The sequence below is a fragment of the Microvirga massiliensis genome (assembly GCF_001006805.1).
In the GTDB taxonomy this organism is placed as follows: domain Bacteria; phylum Pseudomonadota; class Alphaproteobacteria; order Rhizobiales; family Beijerinckiaceae; genus Microvirga; species Microvirga massiliensis.
Window position 1 is genome coordinate 55,768 of sequence record NZ_LN811350.1, and the last position, 16,013, is coordinate 71,780.

Consider the following 16,013-nt stretch of genomic DNA (forward strand, 5'->3'; position numbering starts at 1 on the left):
TTCGACGCGCGGCACTCACCACACGCACAGGCATTTGGGTCCGAATGCCTGTGCGTGATGCGTTTTTATTCCTGGTGAGACGCCGTGCTCAACCGAGGTTGAGCTCGCGGAAGAAGTCGTTCCCCTTATCGTCGGTGACGATGAAGGCCGGAAACTTCTCGACCTCGATCCGCCAGATGGCCTCCATCCCGAGTTCCGGATATTCCACGACCTCGACCTTGCGGATGCAATCCTGAGCAAGGCGGGCAGCAGGTCCTCCGATCGACCCGAGATAGAAGCCGCCGTGCTTCTGACAGGCTTCCCGCACGGCCGAGGACCTGTTCCCCTTCGCCAGGGTGATCATGGATCCGCCGGCCGCCTGGAACTGATCCACGAAGGAATCCATGCGCCCGGCCGTCGTCGGTCCGAACGAGCCGGAGGCATAGCCTTCCGGCGTCTTGGCGGGGCCCGCATAATAGATCGGGTGGTTTTTGAAATAGTCCGGCATCGGCTCCCCGCGCTCGAGCCGCTCGCGAATCTTCGCATGAGCGAGATCGCGCGCCACGATCACGGGTCCCGTGAGGGAGAGCCGGGTGCGGATCGGGTAGCGCGTCAGGGTGCCGAGAATCTCGCTCATCGGACGATTGAGATCGATCTCGACGACCTCGCCGCCGAGATCGGCCTCGTCGATCTCCGGGAGATATTGCGCGGGATTCGTTTCAAGCTGCTCGAGAAACACGCCGTCCCGCGTGATCTTGCCGAGAGCCTGCCGATCCGCCGAGCAGGACACGCCGAGCCCGATCGGAAGAGAGGCGCCGTGGCGCGGAAGACGAATCACCCGGACGTCATGGCAGAAATACTTGCCGCCGAACTGGGCGCCGACGCCCAGCGACTGCGTCATGCGATGGATCTCCGCCTCCATCTCGAGGTCCCGGAAGGCGTGGCCGGCTTCGGAGCCTGCCGTCGGCAGCCCGTCTAGGTAGCGCGTCGAGGCGAGCTTCACGGTCTTGAGCGTCTGCTCCGCGCTCGTCCCGCCGATGACGATTGCAAGATGATAGGGCGGGCAGGCCGCGGTCCCAAGCGTGAGGATCTTCTCCTTCAGGAAAGCCATCATGCGGTCCCGGGTCAGGAGCGCGGGCGTGCCCTGATACAGGAAGGTCTTGTTCGCCGAGCCGCCGCCCTTCGCGACGAAGAGGAACTTGTAGGCGTCCTCGCCTTCCGCATAGAGCTCGATCTGCGCCGGCAGGTTGGAGCGCGTGTTGCGCTCCTCGAACATCGAGATCGGTGCGAGCTGCGAATAGCGCAGGTTGCGCTTGAGATAGGCGTCCCGGATGCCCTCAGCGATCGCGGCCTCGTCTCTCCCGTCCGTCCAGACGAGCCGGCCCTTCTTGCCCATCACGATCGCCGTGCCGGTGTCCTGGCACATCGGAAGGACGCCGCCGGCGGCGATATTGGCGTTCTTCAGGAGGTCCACGGCGACGAACCGGTCGTTCGGCGTAGCCTCGGGATCCTCCAGGATCGCCCGCAGCTGCGCGAGATGGCCGGGCCGCAACAGATGGTTGATGTCGGTGAAGGCCTGCTCGGCGAGCAGGCGGAGAGCCTCCGCATCGACAGTGAGAATGTCGCGACCGCCCAGACGCTCTGTCCCGATGCCGTCGCTCGTCAGCTTCCGGTAGGGCGTGGCATCAGGGGCCAGCGGGAAGAGCTCGTGATGAGAAAATGCCGGATCGGCGGACATGGACTTCGAAACTCCAGCCTGAGGGATCAGCTGGCCGAGCTTCTAACCAGTTCCGGCCGGCTGCGACACAGCTTCGTCGTCGCGGCCAAGATTCCGATCGGGCGATTGTGGAGTAGATGTTTCGCGTTCGAAGGACCCCGAACGGTCGACCGCCCATGCGGTCAGGCAGGCTGCGGGGTCGAATTCACGATCACGGAATAGAGCGCTGCGCCGTCCCGGGCGGCTCTGACGCGCTCGACCACCCCGGGCTCCCGCAAGGCCCGAGCGATGCGGGCAAGGGCTTTCAGGTGGTCTGCTCCGGCGCCTTCCGGTGCCAGAAGAAGAAACAGGATGTCGACGGGCTGGCCATCGAGAGCCTCGAAATCGATCGGCTTCTCCATCCGGGCCACGAGTCCGAACAGTTTCTGCAGCCCCGGAAGCTTGCCGTGCGGGATCGCGATCCCCTCGCCAATCCCCGTCGAGCCGAGGCGCTCCCGCTGGAGAAGCGCCTCGAAAATGGCGTGCTCATCGAGGCCCGTGAGGCGCCCAGCATGGCTCGCGAGCTCGTTGAGAACCTGCTTCTTCCCGCTCGCGCGCAGGACCGGGATGACGGCTTCTGGACTCAGGAAATCAAGAGAAGGCATGGAAGCAGCCACGGTGTTCCGCGAAGCAACAGCATCGCGATCATTCAAGCAAAGCTCGGGCCAGCCGGGTTCTCTTCTTCGCTCAGACCTGGCCCGGTGGTGGATCGACCCAGCCGATCGTCCCGTCGGGGCGGCGATATACGATGTTCAGACGCACAGTGCCAGTGCGAAGGTGCCCTCATGTGCCCGAAGACGTTCTCGCCGGCTGGCAGGTGGTCAAGGGGGCCCTTCGCCCCTGCGATGAGGGCCGAAGCGCGGAAGCGGACATGAATTTCGTCAAAGCTTGCCCCGGACGCTCGCAGCGGCATGCCTCCCCTCCCGCAGCATGACGGACCTGTCTTGCAGATTCCGATTCCGGTCAGAAGATGGCTTCCGGGCGCGAAGTGCAAGTGGATTTCGGCTTCTGCTCACAGCGCCTGTTTCACCCGCCGCCGCTCGACGGACGAGGGGATCCGAAGGCTTTCGCGGTATTTGGCGACGGTGCGACGGGCGATATCGATACCTTCTTCCTTGAGGCGCTGGACGAGGGCGTCGTCCGAGAGCACCTCCCGGGGATTCTCGGCATCGATCAGTTGCTTGAGCCGGTGGCGAACGGCTTCCGAGGAATGGGCCTCGATCCCTCCAGCCCCTGCGATGGCGGCCGTGAAGAAATACTTCATCTCGAACGTGCCGCGGCTCGTTCCGATCGCCTTGTTCGATGTGACCCGGGACACGGTCGATTCGTGCATCCCGATCTCGTCGGCGACGGTCTTCAGGTTGAGGGGACGCAGGAACGCGACGCCGTGTCGGAAGAAGCCTTCCTGCTGTCGCACGATCTCGGCAGCGACCTTGAGAATCGTCCTGGCGCGCTGCTCGAGCGAGCGTGTGAGCCAGTTCGCGTTCTGCAGGCATTCGGTGAGAAACGATTTTTCGGTTTCGTTCCTGGCCGTACGCGTCACGCGGGCATAATACGTCTGGTTGACGAGCACCCGCGGAAGCGTGTCCGGGTTCAGTTCGATCTGCCAGGTCCCGTCCGGCCGCGGGTGCACGGTGACGTCGGGCACCAGGACGCCGACCGGTCCGCTTCCGAAGGCCCGGCCCGGTTTCGGCTCGAGCTGCCGGATCTCGGCCAGCATCTCCGTCAGGTCCTCATCGTCCACGCCGCAGACGCGGCGAAGGGCTGCCATGTCCCGCCGCGCGACGAGATCGAGCCGCTCGAGGAGGGCGGCCATGGCCGGATCGAGCCGATCTCTTTCACGAAGCTGGATCGCGAGACATTCCGTGAGGCTCCGGGCGCCGATCCCCGGCGGATCGAAGGTATGGATCACGGCGAGAACCGACTGCACATCGACAAGCGGGGCTCCAAGCCGATCCGCGATAGCGTCGACGGGCTCCGCGAGATAGCCGGCCTCGTCGACGGCATCGACCAGATGCCGGCCGATGAGCAGGGATTTCGGGTCCCGGAAGGCGAGTTCGAGCTGGCTTTGCAGGTGCTCGCCGAGCGTTATGTCGCGGGAGAGGGTCGCCTCGAAACCGGGCAGGTCCTCGTCCGAGGCACTTCCGGCGCCGCTCCAGAAGGACGGCAAGATCGGCAGAACATCTGTATCGTCGGCCTGCCGTGGCGCCGTAGGGCCCTCATCCTGAAAGACGTTCTCGAACGAGGTGTCCATGTCCCGCTCGAGAGCGTCGCGGCTGGGATCGATATCAGCCTTGAGCCAGTTCTCCTCGGGAGCCCCGTCACCCTCTCCGTCGATGCCCTGCTGTGCATCGTCGCCCGACCAGATATCGGAACCGCCGTCCTGTGCGGCTTCCGTTTCGGGCCGCTCGAGAAGGGGATTTCGCTCGAGTTCCGTCTCCACATAGGCCACAAGCTCGATATGGGAGAGTTGGAGGAGCTTGATCGCCTGCAGGAGCTGCGGCGTCATCACCAGGGACTGGCCCTGGCGCATTTCCAGTCTCTGCAACAACCCCATGGTGGTTCCTGAACCCGGGAGCAAGCACCTTTGCCTTACGGCATGTTTCTTGCTTGTCCGAATCCGGGTTCTATAGGCCCAGGCAGCGCAGGTCAAAGCTACGCTCCCGAACGCAGCCGCCTTCATATAGTAGCCCATGCAGCCCCACGGGTGTGGAATGGCTGAATGCGGGCCGCTACAGCCTGAAATCCTCGCCGAGATAGAGACGGCGCACGTCGTCGTTGGAGACGATCTCGTCCGGACGCCCTTCGGTGAGGACGCGGCCGGAATGGATCACATAGGCGCGGTCGGTCAGGCCCAAGGTTTCACGCACATTGTGGTCCGTGATGAGCACCCCGATCCCGCGCCGGGTCAGGTGCCGGACGAGGTTCTGGATGTCGCCGACGGCGATCGGGTCGATGCCCGCGAATGGCTCGTCGAGCAGCATGAAGGTCGGCTCTCCGGCGAGCGCCCGGGCGATCTCGCAGCGGCGACGCTCGCCGCCCGAAAGCGCGATCGAGGGGGTCTTCCTCAGCCGGGTAATGTGAAACTCGTCCAGGAGCGCGTCGAGCTTGCGCTCGCGCTCCTTGCGCGACGGCTCCACGACTTCGAGCACCGCCCGGATATTGTCCTCGACATTCAACCCACGGAAGATCGATGCCTCCTGGGGGAGGTATCCGATCCCGAGCCGCGCCCGGCGATACATCGGCAGCCCGGTGACGTCGTTGCCGTCCAGGCTGATCATGCCGCGATCCGCCGAGACGAGGCCGGTGATCATGTAGAAGATCGTGGTCTTGCCGGCCCCGTTCGGCCCGAGCAGGCCGACCGCCTCGCCGGCATGCACCTCGAGCGCCGCGTCCTGAACGACGGTGCGGCCGCGGTAGCTCTTCTGCAGCCCCTTGACGGCAAGAATTCCCGGCCCCCCGAACGCATCCGCGGGACGCGACCGGTCAGGTGCGAAGTCGCTATGGGAAATGCGGGAGAGAATGGCGGTCACCAGCGCAAGAAAGGACAGGTCCTACAGAACGATCGTGCCGGCCGCAACGGCCGGCGCCGGCTCAACGCCGGGCGGAATTGGCCTCGGGCTTCGGCTTACCTTCGGGCTTCGGCTTGCCGTCGGGTGCCTGCGAACCCGAGCCCGGGACGAACAGCGCTCTAACGCGCCCTCCCGGCTTCGTCTCGACATTCGCGATGCCCGAGTTGAGATCATAGACCAGACGCTCGCCGCGGGTGACGTTCGGCCCGTCCGACAGCGCCACGTTGCCGGTGAGGAGAACGCGGTTGGCGACCCGATCGAAGGTGGCGTTGTCACCGGTTGCGACCTGGGTCTTCGACACGATCGTGACGGGTCCCTTGCATTCGATGCGCTTGATCGCGCCTTCGCCGGGCGATGCCGCTGCGGGCTGGGCATTTCCCTGCCCGCGCTGCTCGTAGAACACTTCGAGGTTCGTGCATTTCATCGTGGTTTCGCCCTGCACGGCCACGACATTGCCCTCGAAGACGGCCCGGCTCTCGCGGTCGAAGACGTCGAGGCGGTCGGCATCGATCTTGATCGGCTCCTTGTTGGATCCGAGCGTCCCAAAGGCGGAGGAGCGATCCTTGGCGGGTTGGGCCCAGGCGGAAGACAGGCCGACGCCGGCGAGGAGAGCCGTCACGAGGACAGGAAAAAGGGTTCGCATCATTGCGCGACCGCCGTGGATTGCTCGGGATTGGGCTCGGAGGACTGTTCGGGCGGGCGGCCGATCTCCGAGTCGAAGACTGTCCGAACGCGGCCCTGGAAATGCATGATCTTGCCGCTGTCCTTCACCTCGAGCCCGTTCGCGCGGATCACCCCGTCGCCGAGAGTGACGGTAACGGGCTCGGACGAGACGACCGTCCCGGCCTTGAAGTCCACGGAGGCGGAATTCAGCTCGATCCTTTCACCGGCCTCGGTCGTGAGACGCACCTGATCGTGCAGCTTAAGATGCTCTTTCTCGGTGTCGAGCAGGCCAGTGTTCGCCTCCAGGCGGGCGGTGCTGCCGCGGTCGTCGGTTACGATTCGGGCGCGCAGGTCCTTCAGCTCGACGAGGTTGGGCTGGCGGACATCCTGATTCGCAACAGTGGCGGTGACTTCGTAGGGCCGTGTGCCGTCCCGGAACCCGGTCAGCCGCGGGCTCTCCATCGTGATCTGCGTGCCCGACAGGGAAACCGGCCCGATCGACAGGCCCCCCACGCTCCGGAACGGATCGAGGATCGCCACGGCGGCGACCGCAATCCCTCCGATCAGCGCGCCGGCCGGAATCGCGACCTTGAGAAACCGCACAAGGCGGGAATGCCGCCGGGCGCTCGTGAAGGCGCGCGATCGCCCGGCGGGAACCGATCCTGCCCGTGCGTCCAACAATCCCGTTACGCCCACCACCTGTGAAGCCCTCGCCCACGCCGCCCGCCGTTACGGGGCAACTGCCTGCCGCCGATGGCGAAGTTATGACGGGTTACCTTTGCTCGCAGAGCGTTGACGCCGCGTCAAGGCTGAGCCGCTCGAAGAGCTTCGACAGGAAGGACCCAACCTCTTGCCGGCCGTCGGCTCAGGAATGCGCGAAGATATCCGTTTCGGCCCAGCCGAGGAGATCGAGCCGGGCGCGGGTCGGAAGGAACGAGAAGCAGTTCTGTGCGATCCCATGCCGGTTCTCGCGCTCGAGCATCTGGTCGAGGCGGAGCTTGAGAGCATGCAGATGGAGAACATCCGATGCCGCATAGTCGATCTGGGCCTGCGTGAGGGTCTCGGCGCCCCAGTCCGAGGATTGCTGCTGCTTCGAGAGATCGATCCCGAGAAGCTCCCGGACGAGGTCCTTCAGCCCGTGGCGGTCCGTGTAGGTGCGGGTGAGGCGCGACGCAATCTTCGTGCAGTAGACGGGCCGCGGCATCACCGCGAGGGCATGGAAGAGCACCGCAAGGTCGAACCGCGCGAAATGGAAGATCTTCAGCACGCCCTCGTCGGCCAGAATCCGGGCGAGATTCACCGGCTTCGGCCCATCCCTGAGGATCTGGACGACATCGGCCGTTCCATCACCGCGCGAGATTTGCACGACGCACAGCCTGTCACGGTGAGGATTGAGACCGAGTGTCTCCGTGTCGACCGCGATCGCATCACCTGGATCGTAGTCGGCGGGCAGGTCGCCGCGGTGGAAGCGGATGGTCATGGAGGTCCGACAGCGGGGCAATCATTCACACGTGGCCGGCGGCACGCCGCGCGCCGGTCACTGCACCGCACTATCCGGTCCTCGGCACCGGTTCAACGCCTTTCAGCTTCGCTGGCGAGGCCGACGGGCTCCACGGAGCTTCGCCGGACGAGTATTCAGCCCGCGCTCAGTAGCACGTGCGCACGCGACGGACGACGACGCGCCCGCCACGGGTGACCACCCGACGGCGTTCGACGAAGCAGTCCCGGTAGCGCGTGCGGACGGGATAGGCATAGGCCGGGCGCGCGGCCTGTGCCGCGAGAGCCCCGAGGGCCAGACCACCGATGAGGCCCGCGGCGACCGCGCCGCCGTTTGACCGGCGATGGTGATAATAGGGATAGCCGTACCCGTAATAGGGCCGTCCGTAGTATCCATTTCGGTACGCGGGAGCGTAGCGATACCCGTAGGGGCCTCCATACCCATAGACGGGACGATGCCAGCCGTAGCCACCGCCATAGCCCCGGTAATAGACCTGCGCCTCCGCTGGAGCCGGTAAAGAGGCAACGGTGCCGCTGAAGGCCAAGGCCGCAATCGCGGGCAGGACGGCCTTTCTCATTATGGTAAACATGACGCGTAACTCCAGACAATGCCTCGAGCAGACAACCGGCAGAAAGGAGCAAATGTTCCGTCTCATGAGATCGTAGTTTCGAGCAGAGCACCCCTCTTGGGGATCGAGGCGAGCGTGCTGCTCATGTGCATGCAAAATCCAGATCTCTCCGCAGAGAGACGAGGACTGCACTGGCCGGTACACATCACCTCTTGCTTCGGGGCAAATGCGGAACGAGACTGACTTTCATGGGCCGCAATGCTTGACCAAATCTGTCCGGGCGCGAATGGGTTTCTAAGGCGCTTCGATGGCCATGTCCGGCGAGACGGCCAGCAGCGCGCAAGGCGAGAGGGAGAGACAGATGCCGATCAGGGCGCTCGTGTTCGATGTTTTCGGGACGCTCGTCGACTGGCGCTCGGGCGTTGCCCGAGAGGTCGAGCGTCTTCTCGGCAACGATCATCCCGGTCTCGACGGCGGATCTGTCGCGGATGCCTGGCGGGCACGCTATCAGCCCAGCATGGAGGAGATCCGAGCGGGCAGACGAGCCTGGGCCGATCTCGACACGCTGCATGGAGAAAGCCTGGACGACGTGCTGGGCCAATTCGGCCTCTCCGTGAGCCCGGGGGTCCGGTATGAGCTCGTTCTGGCCTGGCATCGCCTCGATGCCTGGCCCGAAGTTCCGGGTGCCCTGACCCGGCTACGGGAGCGTTTCCTCCTGGCACCGCTTTCGAACGGCCACGTGGCGCTGATGATCGCGCTCGCCCGCCGCAACCGCATCGCCTGGGACGCGATCCTCGGCGCGGAATTCGCACGCGACTACAAGCCCAAGCCGGAAGTCTATTTGAGAGCCGTACAGGCCCTCGGCTGTCGGCCGGCGGACGTCCTCATGGTGGCCTGCCACTCGAGCGACCTGGCTGCGGCCGCCGCATGCGGCCTGTCGACAGCACATGTCGCGAGGCCGGACGAACACGGTCCGGGTCGGGGAGAAATCAAACCCGAGGCACCCGTGGATTTCATTGCCGCCGATCTGAGCGATCTCGCACGGCAATTGAACGCTTGAGCAGAACGAGAAGCGCCGCGCAAGCTGGCTTCGCCTGCACGCCGTTTCGCGAAGATGTCAGGGGAGGGAACGCCCCTCCCCTGGTGTTACCTTACTGGCGCGGCGCCGTGGTCGTAGCCGGCGGAGCCGTTGTCGAGGCCGGCGGGTTCGTGGTGCCCATGGTACCCGACCCGGTGGCGGTATTGGCGCTATAGCGGAACTCGGGGGCAGCCTTCAGCTGATCCTTCGTCATGCTGATTCTGGCCCGATCCGGAACGCCGTCATTCGAAGCGGCCATGCCGGTAGACGTCGTCCCGGTCGTTCCCGTCGTCGTGCTCCCGGTCGTGGCAGGCTGACCGGTCCGCGGCGCTGTCGGCGTCGAGACGCCGCCCGCGCCCGTGGTGTTCGTGGCCGTACGCGCCTCCTCGTTGGACATCCACTGCAGCTCCGCAAACGGGATCGCTACGTCCTTCTCGCCGATGCCGAGGAAGCCGCCGACTCCGACCACGACCGCCTCGATCTTGCCGTCGCGGTCAATGAGAACTTCGTTGATATCGCCGACCTTTTCGTTGTTCGGGCCATAAATGTCCACGCCCATGAGCTTCGAACCACGCATCATTCCCGGAGCCATCTGGGTCATCATCTGACCGGAGCTCGACGTCGCGCTCGTCGTGCCGGACGGCATGGTCGAGGTCGACGGCGAGGCCTGAGTGCTACTGGCTGGCGGCATGGCCGACGGAGCGTTCGAACCAGCCGGGGCGTTCGTCTGTGCGAAGGCAGCCGCGGTCATCAGCGCCGAGGCGGCAAGGCCAGCGGCAAGACGAGTCATTGTCATATCATCCTCCTATGTTCACCGGCGCCCACCGGGCGCTTGAAAGGAGAACGAGAAGCCTGCGCTAAGGTTCGCTCGAAATTTTTCAGGATAGCCGGCGCGGATTGACCAGGAACTCTGACGCAGCTGTAGAGTTTTCATATCGAGAGCTGACGGTTCTCCTCCTGGTGCTCAACTCGACCCCGCCCGAGCGGGGTTTTTTTGAGCAGCTCTCAAGATACCGCGCTGAAGCAGCTCGAAGCACCCCGTGACGGGAATCGCAACCGATCTCCTGTAACTCGCCTGACTGCGTCTGCATGCCCGGGTCCGGACGAGACATCTCCGGACCGCGGCATGATAGAATGCGGCGCTTGCAGGATCTGTGCGGGAGATGCCGAGCTGCTCCGATTTCTACTTTACCGTCCAGGTGTTCAGCGATTTCGCGAGGCTGGTGGATCCGGACCTCTACAGGCCTTTGCCGCCGGACTGGCTAATCGGCTTGGCCGATATCGTGAACTCCACGCAGGCGGTTCGGGATGGGCGCTACAAGATCGTGAACACGGCCGGCGCAGCCGTGATCGCCGCGATGATCAATGCGCGCCCGCAGCGGAATTTCCCGTTCGTGTTCAGCGGAGACGGAGCAAGCTTCGCCGTGGAGCCCGAAGCTGAGGCAATGGCGCGTGCGGCGCTTGCCGCCACCGCGACCTGGGCGAAAGAAGAATTCGATCTCATGCTCCGGGTCGCTCTCATCCCACTGTCAGCCATCCGGGCTCAAAGGCTCGATGTACGCGTGGCGCGCTTCGCCCCCTCCCGGAACATCTCCTACGCGATGTTCTCCGGCGGCGGCCTTGCCTGGGCGAGCGAGGCCATGAAAGCCGGGCAATACGCCGTTGCGCCGGCCGCATCCGGCACGAGGCCGGACCTGACCGGGCTCTCGTGCCGCTGGGAGGAGATCGCGAAGGCAAACGGCACGATCCTGTCGATTCTCATCGTCCCCGTGAAGGAGGACGACTCGGTCTTTCGGGCCTTCGTCACGGACATCCTCGACCGAGTCGAGAGGACGCCCGGCGTTGCCCGCCCCTTGCCGGAGACGGGTCCTGAACTCCGCTGGCCCCCACGGGGCCTCGACACTGAGGCTCGAGCTCGCGGGGGCGGCGGTCCGGGCCTGTTCGCCCGCAAGTCCGGCCTCTTCCTGCGGATGAGCGCTGCATACCTCGTTTTCCGGTCCGGCCTCCGGATCGGGCGGTTCGATCCGGGCACATACCGACGGCAGCTGGTCGCGAACTCCGACTTTCGGAAATACGATGATGGCCTGCGCATGACGCTCGATTGCACATCGACTTTCGCCGACGACCTCGAACGGCGGCTCGAAGATGCGGAGCGCGACGGCATCCTCCATTTCGGCCTCCACCGCCAGAACGCTGCGCTCCTGACTTGTGTCACGCCGTCCGCGTACGAGGCCGACCACGTGCACTTTCTCGATGGAGCCGCAGGCGGTTATGCAATGGCGGCGCTGCGCCTGAAGGAGCGTTCAGGCCGTCGCAGCGCCTTTTCGAAGGTCTCGCCGCCGTGAGCGGAGGCCACCCTCGGCCGGCAGGATCATCGTGTTCCCTGCAGCATGCGGTGCAGCGTCGGTGCGAGGTGCTCCAGGAGATAAGCTTTGGGGATGAACTCTCCCCCGTCCGGAATCGGACCGGATGATGCGTCGGAGTGCCCTGACATCATGATCACGGCCAAGTCCGGCCAGCGCTCGCGGACGAGCCGGGCGAAGGAGAAGCCGTCGATCTGCCCCGGCACGTGAGCATCCGTGACGACCGCGCGAATTCCGGACCGGGACTCGAGCGTTTTGAGCGCGGCATCGGAATCCGCAACATCCACCACCTCGAAGCCGGCCTCTGCAAGATAGCGGCCGATATCTTCGCGCTCGAAGAGTTCCTCCTCGACGAGCAGGACGGGCACGCGACTCTGTGATCCGGAAGAATGCACGGCCGACTCCAGAAGTTATCTCTCATCCTATCGCTGACGGGCGCTCCTGTCTCGCAGCATCGAACCCTCTCATCTGTTCGGACAGCGCGCTCTATGTTGCACGAGACGCCGGAAACTCTGCGAGGGATTGGCTGATGATCATCGAATTCACGCTGCTCGCCGATACGCGCTGTGGCATCGCGGAGGGACCGGTCTGGGACGACCGGCGGAAGCTCCTGTTCTTCGTCGACATCCTCGCGCCGGCGGTGCATGCAGTGCGGCTCGACGGATCGGATTTCCACAGCTGGAGGATGCCGTCGCGCACCGGCTCGATCGGATTGGGCGAGAGCGGCCGACTCATTGTTGCGCTCGAGCGCGCGCTGGCCGTGCTCGATCCGGATACCGGCACGTTGTCGCCTCTCGCGGACCTTCCGAACGAGCCGGCCAGCAACCGACTCAATGATGGCAAGGTCGGACCCGACGGTGCATTCTGGGTCGGATCGATGGACGATCGCCCGGAGAAGGAACCGGTCGCTTCTCTCTACCGCATCGACGGTCGTGGGCGCGTTACGCAGCCGATCGCGGGCGGGCTCATCATCTCGAACGGCCTCGCCTGGTCACCGGACGGCGGCACGATGTTCCATTCGGATTCGCGTGGACCTTGGATCGACCGCTATGCCTTCGAACCCGCCTCGGGCCGCATGTCGGACCGCACGCGCATCGCGAGCGGCATCGCGCAGGAGACCGGGCGCCCCGATGGTGCGGCGTGTGATTCCCGTGGGCGCTACTGGAGCGCCGGCGTCACCGCGGGACGGCTCAATGTCTGGTCGCGCGACGGCGCGGTCGAGGAGAGCTACCCGACACCGGTTCCTGCGCCCACGATGCCGTGCTTCTGTGGTGACGATCTGCTTACGCTCGTCGTCACCTCGCTGCGTCGGGATGATTGCGAGGCGTCATCGCATTCCGGAAGCGTCTTCATCGGCCGTGCACCCGTCGCCGGGGCACCTGTCGCACGCTGGGCGGATATATGATGCTCATGAAGCCATATGCGCGCGTGATTCTGGATTGCATCGCCTTCTCGCAATGACGAGGTGGATCCGGAATTCATTCCGTTTCCGGCAATGCTCCTCGCGTCCTCACGCCCTCCCCGTCATTGCGAGCGGAGTGAAGCAATCCAGGAGCGCATCCTTCGACGGGTAGATTGCTTCGCCTCCGGCTCGCAAGGACGGTGAGGCGGTGGAATGGGTGGTGTGTTGCACCGTTATTCCGCCGCCCGACTGATCTGCGCGCGATCGTTCTCTGCACGCAACGCGATGGCTGCCGCCTGAATCGCCGTGAGCACGTCAGGGTCGGTGATGTTCGACAGCATCGGCTGCATCGGGCCGGTCTCGGCAATGCCGGCGAGTCGCACGGCTTCGTGCAAGACACGCAGAGGTGAATGAGCATCCCGCAGATCCTCCGTGGCGAGGAACGTTTCGCGAATCGCAGCACCCCTTGCGAGATCCCCTGTAGACAGTGCCTGGAGGATCATCGTCGACAGTCGCGGTGCGATGCAGACGGCGCCGGACGTGAAGGCCCGCAATCCGAAAGCCCTCGCGTGATCGATCACCGGTCGCTCGCCGATTCCGGAAATCACGAGCAATGGATCAACATGGCGCAGGATGTCGGCGAGTGCGGCATCGTCCGCCGGGTTCTTGCGGACGGTTCCGTATTTCACCGCACAGACGGCGCCGTCGCGGACAAGCGCGCCGAGATCAGCGGCGTCGACGTAGTTGTCGTCCTTGACATAGGCGATCAGCGGCTTGCCCATCCGCGCGGCGAGAAGCGAAAGGCCCTGCGCGACACCTTTCGGAGTCGAGGGAAACCGCAAGGGCAGCACCATGGCCGTCGGGAAATCGCGCTCCCTCAGGATGTCGGCCTGATCGAGAGCCTTGCCGAAATCCGCACCGATCGAGGGAATCATCCAGTCGCCGGGCTGCGTGAGTCTCTCGACCATGTCGAGGAACGACTCGAACTCGCGCACGCCCATATTGTAGAGATTCGCGTTCCCACCCCAGAGGAACGTCGTGACCCCGCCGGCCCGCATGTGATCGAGCTGCGCCCGATTGGCATCTTCCGACAGCGAGAGATCATTCTTCCGGCAGAGCGGCGGCACCGAAATGACGGAGCGCTGCAGAAGATCGGGTGTGATGCGTGCCCGCATGGAATGCTCCTTGGAGGACATTGCTCCAGCTCGCGCCATTCATCGGGTGGTCAGCGAGCGAGTGCAACGGAAAAAGGAATCCCGGAGAAACGGAGATCGCTTCTCCGGGATTCGAAACGGCGGCTACTGAATCGAGACGCCCGAGGCCTCGACCACGTCCTTCCACTTGGCGCGCTCTGCGTCGATGAACGTCGTGAACGCTTCCGGCGTCATCGGTGACGGTACGGCGCCGACTTCCTTCAGTTTCGCCTGCACGTCCGCCGCGCCGAAGATCTGCTTCACCTCCGCGGCGAGCCTGTCGACGATCGGGCGCGGCGTCCCGGCCGGGACGAACAGGCCGTGCCACGAGGTTGCGTCGAATCCCGACAGGCTCTCGGACACGGTTGGAATCTCCGGCGCCGTCGGGCTGCGCTCGGTGCTCGTCACCGCGATGGCGCGCACGGTCCCGCCCTGCGCCTGCGGCCAAGCGAGCGTCATGTTGTCGAAGGCGAGGTCGATATGCTCGCCCGCGAGATTGTTCATGACATCGCCCGAGGAGCGGAACGGCACGTGAGTCATCTTGGTGCCGGTCTTGATCTGGAAGAGCTCGGAGGCGAGATGCGTCGAGGTGCCGGCACCCGACGAGCCGTATTTCACGCTGCCGGGGTTCTTCTTCAGGTAATCGACGAGCTCGGGGATCGTCTTCGCCGGCACTTTCGGATTGACGACGAGGAGATTCGGCAGCCGTGCGATCAGGGTCACGGGCTGGAAGGCCTTCTCGGTATCGAAGGTCATGTTCTTGTAGAGGAACGGATTGATCGCATGCGTGCTCACCGTTCCGACGAGGAGCGTGTAGCCGTCCGGCGCGGCCTTCGCTACGGCGCCCGAGCCGATATTGCCGCCGGCCCCGGGGCGGTTCTCGACGACGAAGGGTGTTCCGGTCTTGGCCTGCATCGCCTGGGCGAGAATGCGGGCGAACATGTCGGTGGTTCCGCCGGCGCCGAACGGCACGACGACGGTGACGTTGCGCTCCGGCCATTCCGCCGCCTGGGCGGGGAGCGCGAGAGTCGCGAGGCTCAGCGCGAGAGCGCCGAAGAGTTTGCGCATCGGAGTTTCCTTCCCGTGATCCGGCGTACGGCAGCAGGAGCCGCGACGCCACCGACCGGAGGGTCGATCCGGCTCCCTATGCACGGCCACTCGTCACCTGACAAGTCTTGACAAGTTGAGACAGGTTTGGGCAAGTGATTTCGACATTCGAGGGAAGACATGCCGCTCTCCGACGCCTCACGCAGCAAGCTCACCGCCGTCTCGACCGCCACGATCACGACCGTGCTGTTCAAGCGCGGCTTTCGCAACGTGTTCATCTCCGGGGTCGGGCTCATCAATCCGAAGGCGCCGCGCATGGTCGGCCCCGCCTACACGATGCGCTACATTCCCTCGCGCGAGGATCTCGATACGCTGAGCGTCTTCGAGGATCGCTCGCACCCGCAGCGCAAGGGCGTCGAGGAATGCCCGGCCGGCGCCGTCTTCGTGATTGACAGCCGCCGGGACCCGAAGGCGGCCTCGGCCGGCGGCATCCTGGTGACGCGACTCTGGAAGCGCGGCTGTGCGGGGATCGTGACGGATGGCGGCTTTCGCGACACCCCGGACATCGCGGAACTGCCGTTCCCCGTCTATCATGCGGCCCCGGCCGCTCCGACCAATCTCATCCGGCACCACGCTGTCGACCTCAACGTGCCGATCGGCTGCGGTGACGTGCCGGTCTATCCCGGCGACATCATCGTCGGCGACCGCGAAGGGGTCGCAGTGATTCCGCAGCATCTCGCGGACGAAATCGCCGAGGAAGCGTTCGAGCAGACCGTTTTCGAGGATTTCGTGCAGGAGCAGGTCGAAGCCGGCCGGTCGATTTTCGGGATCTATCCGCCCTCGCCGGAAGCCAAGGAGGAGTTTGCGCGCTGGCGCGCGGCAAAGGGCCGGTGA

16 protein-coding genes are annotated in these 16,013 nt (G+C 64.8%); 4 read left to right on the forward strand and 12 right to left on the reverse strand.

Annotation, left to right across the window (positions count from 1 at the left end; translation table 11 throughout):
• Positions 1–88: 88 nt before the first annotated feature.
• The 8 genes from BN1233_RS00225 to BN1233_RS49410 all read right to left on the reverse strand — a co-directional run bounded on the left by BN1233_RS00225 (position 89) and on the right by BN1233_RS49410 (position 8,057).
• Positions 89–1,717, reverse strand: coding sequence for a fumarate hydratase (locus tag BN1233_RS00225; protein ID WP_046861532.1), 1,629 nt, complete (start codon positions 1,715–1,717; stop codon positions 89–91).
• Positions 1,718–1,878: 161 nt separating this feature from the next.
• Entirely contained in the window at positions 1,879–2,340 is a 462-nt protein-coding gene (gene ptsN, locus BN1233_RS00230) for a PTS IIA-like nitrogen regulatory protein PtsN (RefSeq protein WP_046862294.1), read from the reverse strand.
• 407 nt (positions 2,341–2,747) lie between these two features.
• Positions 2,748–4,292 carry an RNA polymerase factor sigma-54 gene (rpoN, locus tag BN1233_RS00235; RefSeq protein WP_046861533.1) on the reverse strand — a complete coding sequence of 515 codons (1,545 nt, stop codon included), beginning with the start codon at positions 4,290–4,292 and terminating at the stop codon, positions 2,748–2,750.
• A 175-nt stretch (positions 4,293–4,467) separates the two neighbouring features.
• On the reverse strand, positions 4,468–5,259 hold the full coding sequence (gene lptB / locus BN1233_RS00240; protein ID WP_342341637.1) for an LPS export ABC transporter ATP-binding protein: 792 nt from the start codon (positions 5,257–5,259) through the stop codon (positions 4,468–4,470).
• 70 nt (positions 5,260–5,329) lie between these two features.
• Positions 5,330–5,953, reverse strand: coding sequence for an LptA/OstA family protein (locus BN1233_RS00245; RefSeq protein ID WP_046861535.1), 624 nt, complete (start codon positions 5,951–5,953; stop codon positions 5,330–5,332).
• Positions 5,950–6,669, reverse strand: a complete 720-nt coding sequence (gene lptC / locus BN1233_RS00250) for an LPS export ABC transporter periplasmic protein LptC (RefSeq protein ID WP_046861536.1) — start codon at positions 6,667–6,669, stop codon at positions 5,950–5,952. The genes BN1233_RS00245 and lptC overlap by 4 nt, the downstream gene beginning before the upstream one ends.
• A gap of 166 nt (positions 6,670–6,835) precedes the next feature.
• On the reverse strand, positions 6,836–7,450 hold the full coding sequence (locus BN1233_RS00255) for a ribonuclease D (RefSeq protein ID WP_046861537.1): 615 nt from the start codon (positions 7,448–7,450) through the stop codon (positions 6,836–6,838).
• 166 nt (positions 7,451–7,616) lie between these two features.
• Positions 7,617–8,057, reverse strand: coding sequence for a hypothetical protein (locus BN1233_RS49410; RefSeq protein ID WP_147706906.1), 441 nt, complete (start codon positions 8,055–8,057; stop codon positions 7,617–7,619).
• A 340-nt stretch (positions 8,058–8,397) separates the two neighbouring features.
• On the opposite strand from BN1233_RS49410, the gene BN1233_RS00265 reads away from it, so the two are divergent.
• The gene (locus BN1233_RS00265; protein ID WP_046861538.1) at positions 8,398–9,096 is read left to right on the forward strand and encodes a haloacid dehalogenase type II; all 699 of its coding nucleotides are present in this window, start codon (positions 8,398–8,400) and stop codon (positions 9,094–9,096) included.
• A 91-nt stretch (positions 9,097–9,187) separates the two neighbouring features.
• On the opposite strand, the gene BN1233_RS00270 is transcribed toward BN1233_RS00265, so the two are convergent.
• The gene (locus BN1233_RS00270) at positions 9,188–9,910 is read right to left on the reverse strand and encodes a PRC-barrel domain-containing protein (protein WP_052763652.1); all 723 of its coding nucleotides are present in this window, start codon (positions 9,908–9,910) and stop codon (positions 9,188–9,190) included.
• A gap of 367 nt (positions 9,911–10,277) precedes the next feature.
• Here BN1233_RS00270 and BN1233_RS00275 point away from each other — a divergent pair, with 367 nt between their 5' ends.
• Positions 10,278–11,459, forward strand: a complete 1,182-nt coding sequence (locus BN1233_RS00275; protein WP_046861539.1) for a DUF3095 domain-containing protein — start codon at positions 10,278–10,280, stop codon at positions 11,457–11,459.
• 26 nt (positions 11,460–11,485) lie between these two features.
• On the opposite strand, the gene BN1233_RS00280 is transcribed toward BN1233_RS00275, so the two are convergent.
• Complete coding sequence (locus tag BN1233_RS00280; protein ID WP_046861540.1) at positions 11,486–11,872, reverse strand: response regulator; 387 nt, start codon at positions 11,870–11,872, stop codon at positions 11,486–11,488.
• Positions 11,873–12,006: 134 nt separating this feature from the next.
• Here BN1233_RS00280 and BN1233_RS00285 point away from each other — a divergent pair, with 134 nt between their 5' ends.
• The gene (locus BN1233_RS00285) at positions 12,007–12,882 is read left to right on the forward strand and encodes an SMP-30/gluconolactonase/LRE family protein (RefSeq protein WP_046861541.1); all 876 of its coding nucleotides are present in this window, start codon (positions 12,007–12,009) and stop codon (positions 12,880–12,882) included.
• Positions 12,883–13,112: 230 nt separating this feature from the next.
• Here the strand turns inward: BN1233_RS00285 and BN1233_RS00290 are convergent, their stop codons facing one another.
• The gene (locus BN1233_RS00290; protein WP_046861542.1) at positions 13,113–14,054 is read right to left on the reverse strand and encodes a dihydrodipicolinate synthase family protein; all 942 of its coding nucleotides are present in this window, start codon (positions 14,052–14,054) and stop codon (positions 13,113–13,115) included.
• A gap of 123 nt (positions 14,055–14,177) precedes the next feature.
• On the reverse strand, positions 14,178–15,140 hold the full coding sequence (locus tag BN1233_RS00295) for a Bug family tripartite tricarboxylate transporter substrate binding protein (protein ID WP_046861543.1): 963 nt from the start codon (positions 15,138–15,140) through the stop codon (positions 14,178–14,180).
• A 159-nt stretch (positions 15,141–15,299) separates the two neighbouring features.
• On the opposite strand from BN1233_RS00295, the gene BN1233_RS00300 reads away from it, so the two are divergent.
• Positions 15,300–16,013: a ribonuclease activity regulator RraA gene (locus BN1233_RS00300; protein ID WP_046861544.1), complete on the forward strand. Its 714-nt coding sequence runs from the start codon at positions 15,300–15,302 to the stop codon at positions 16,011–16,013.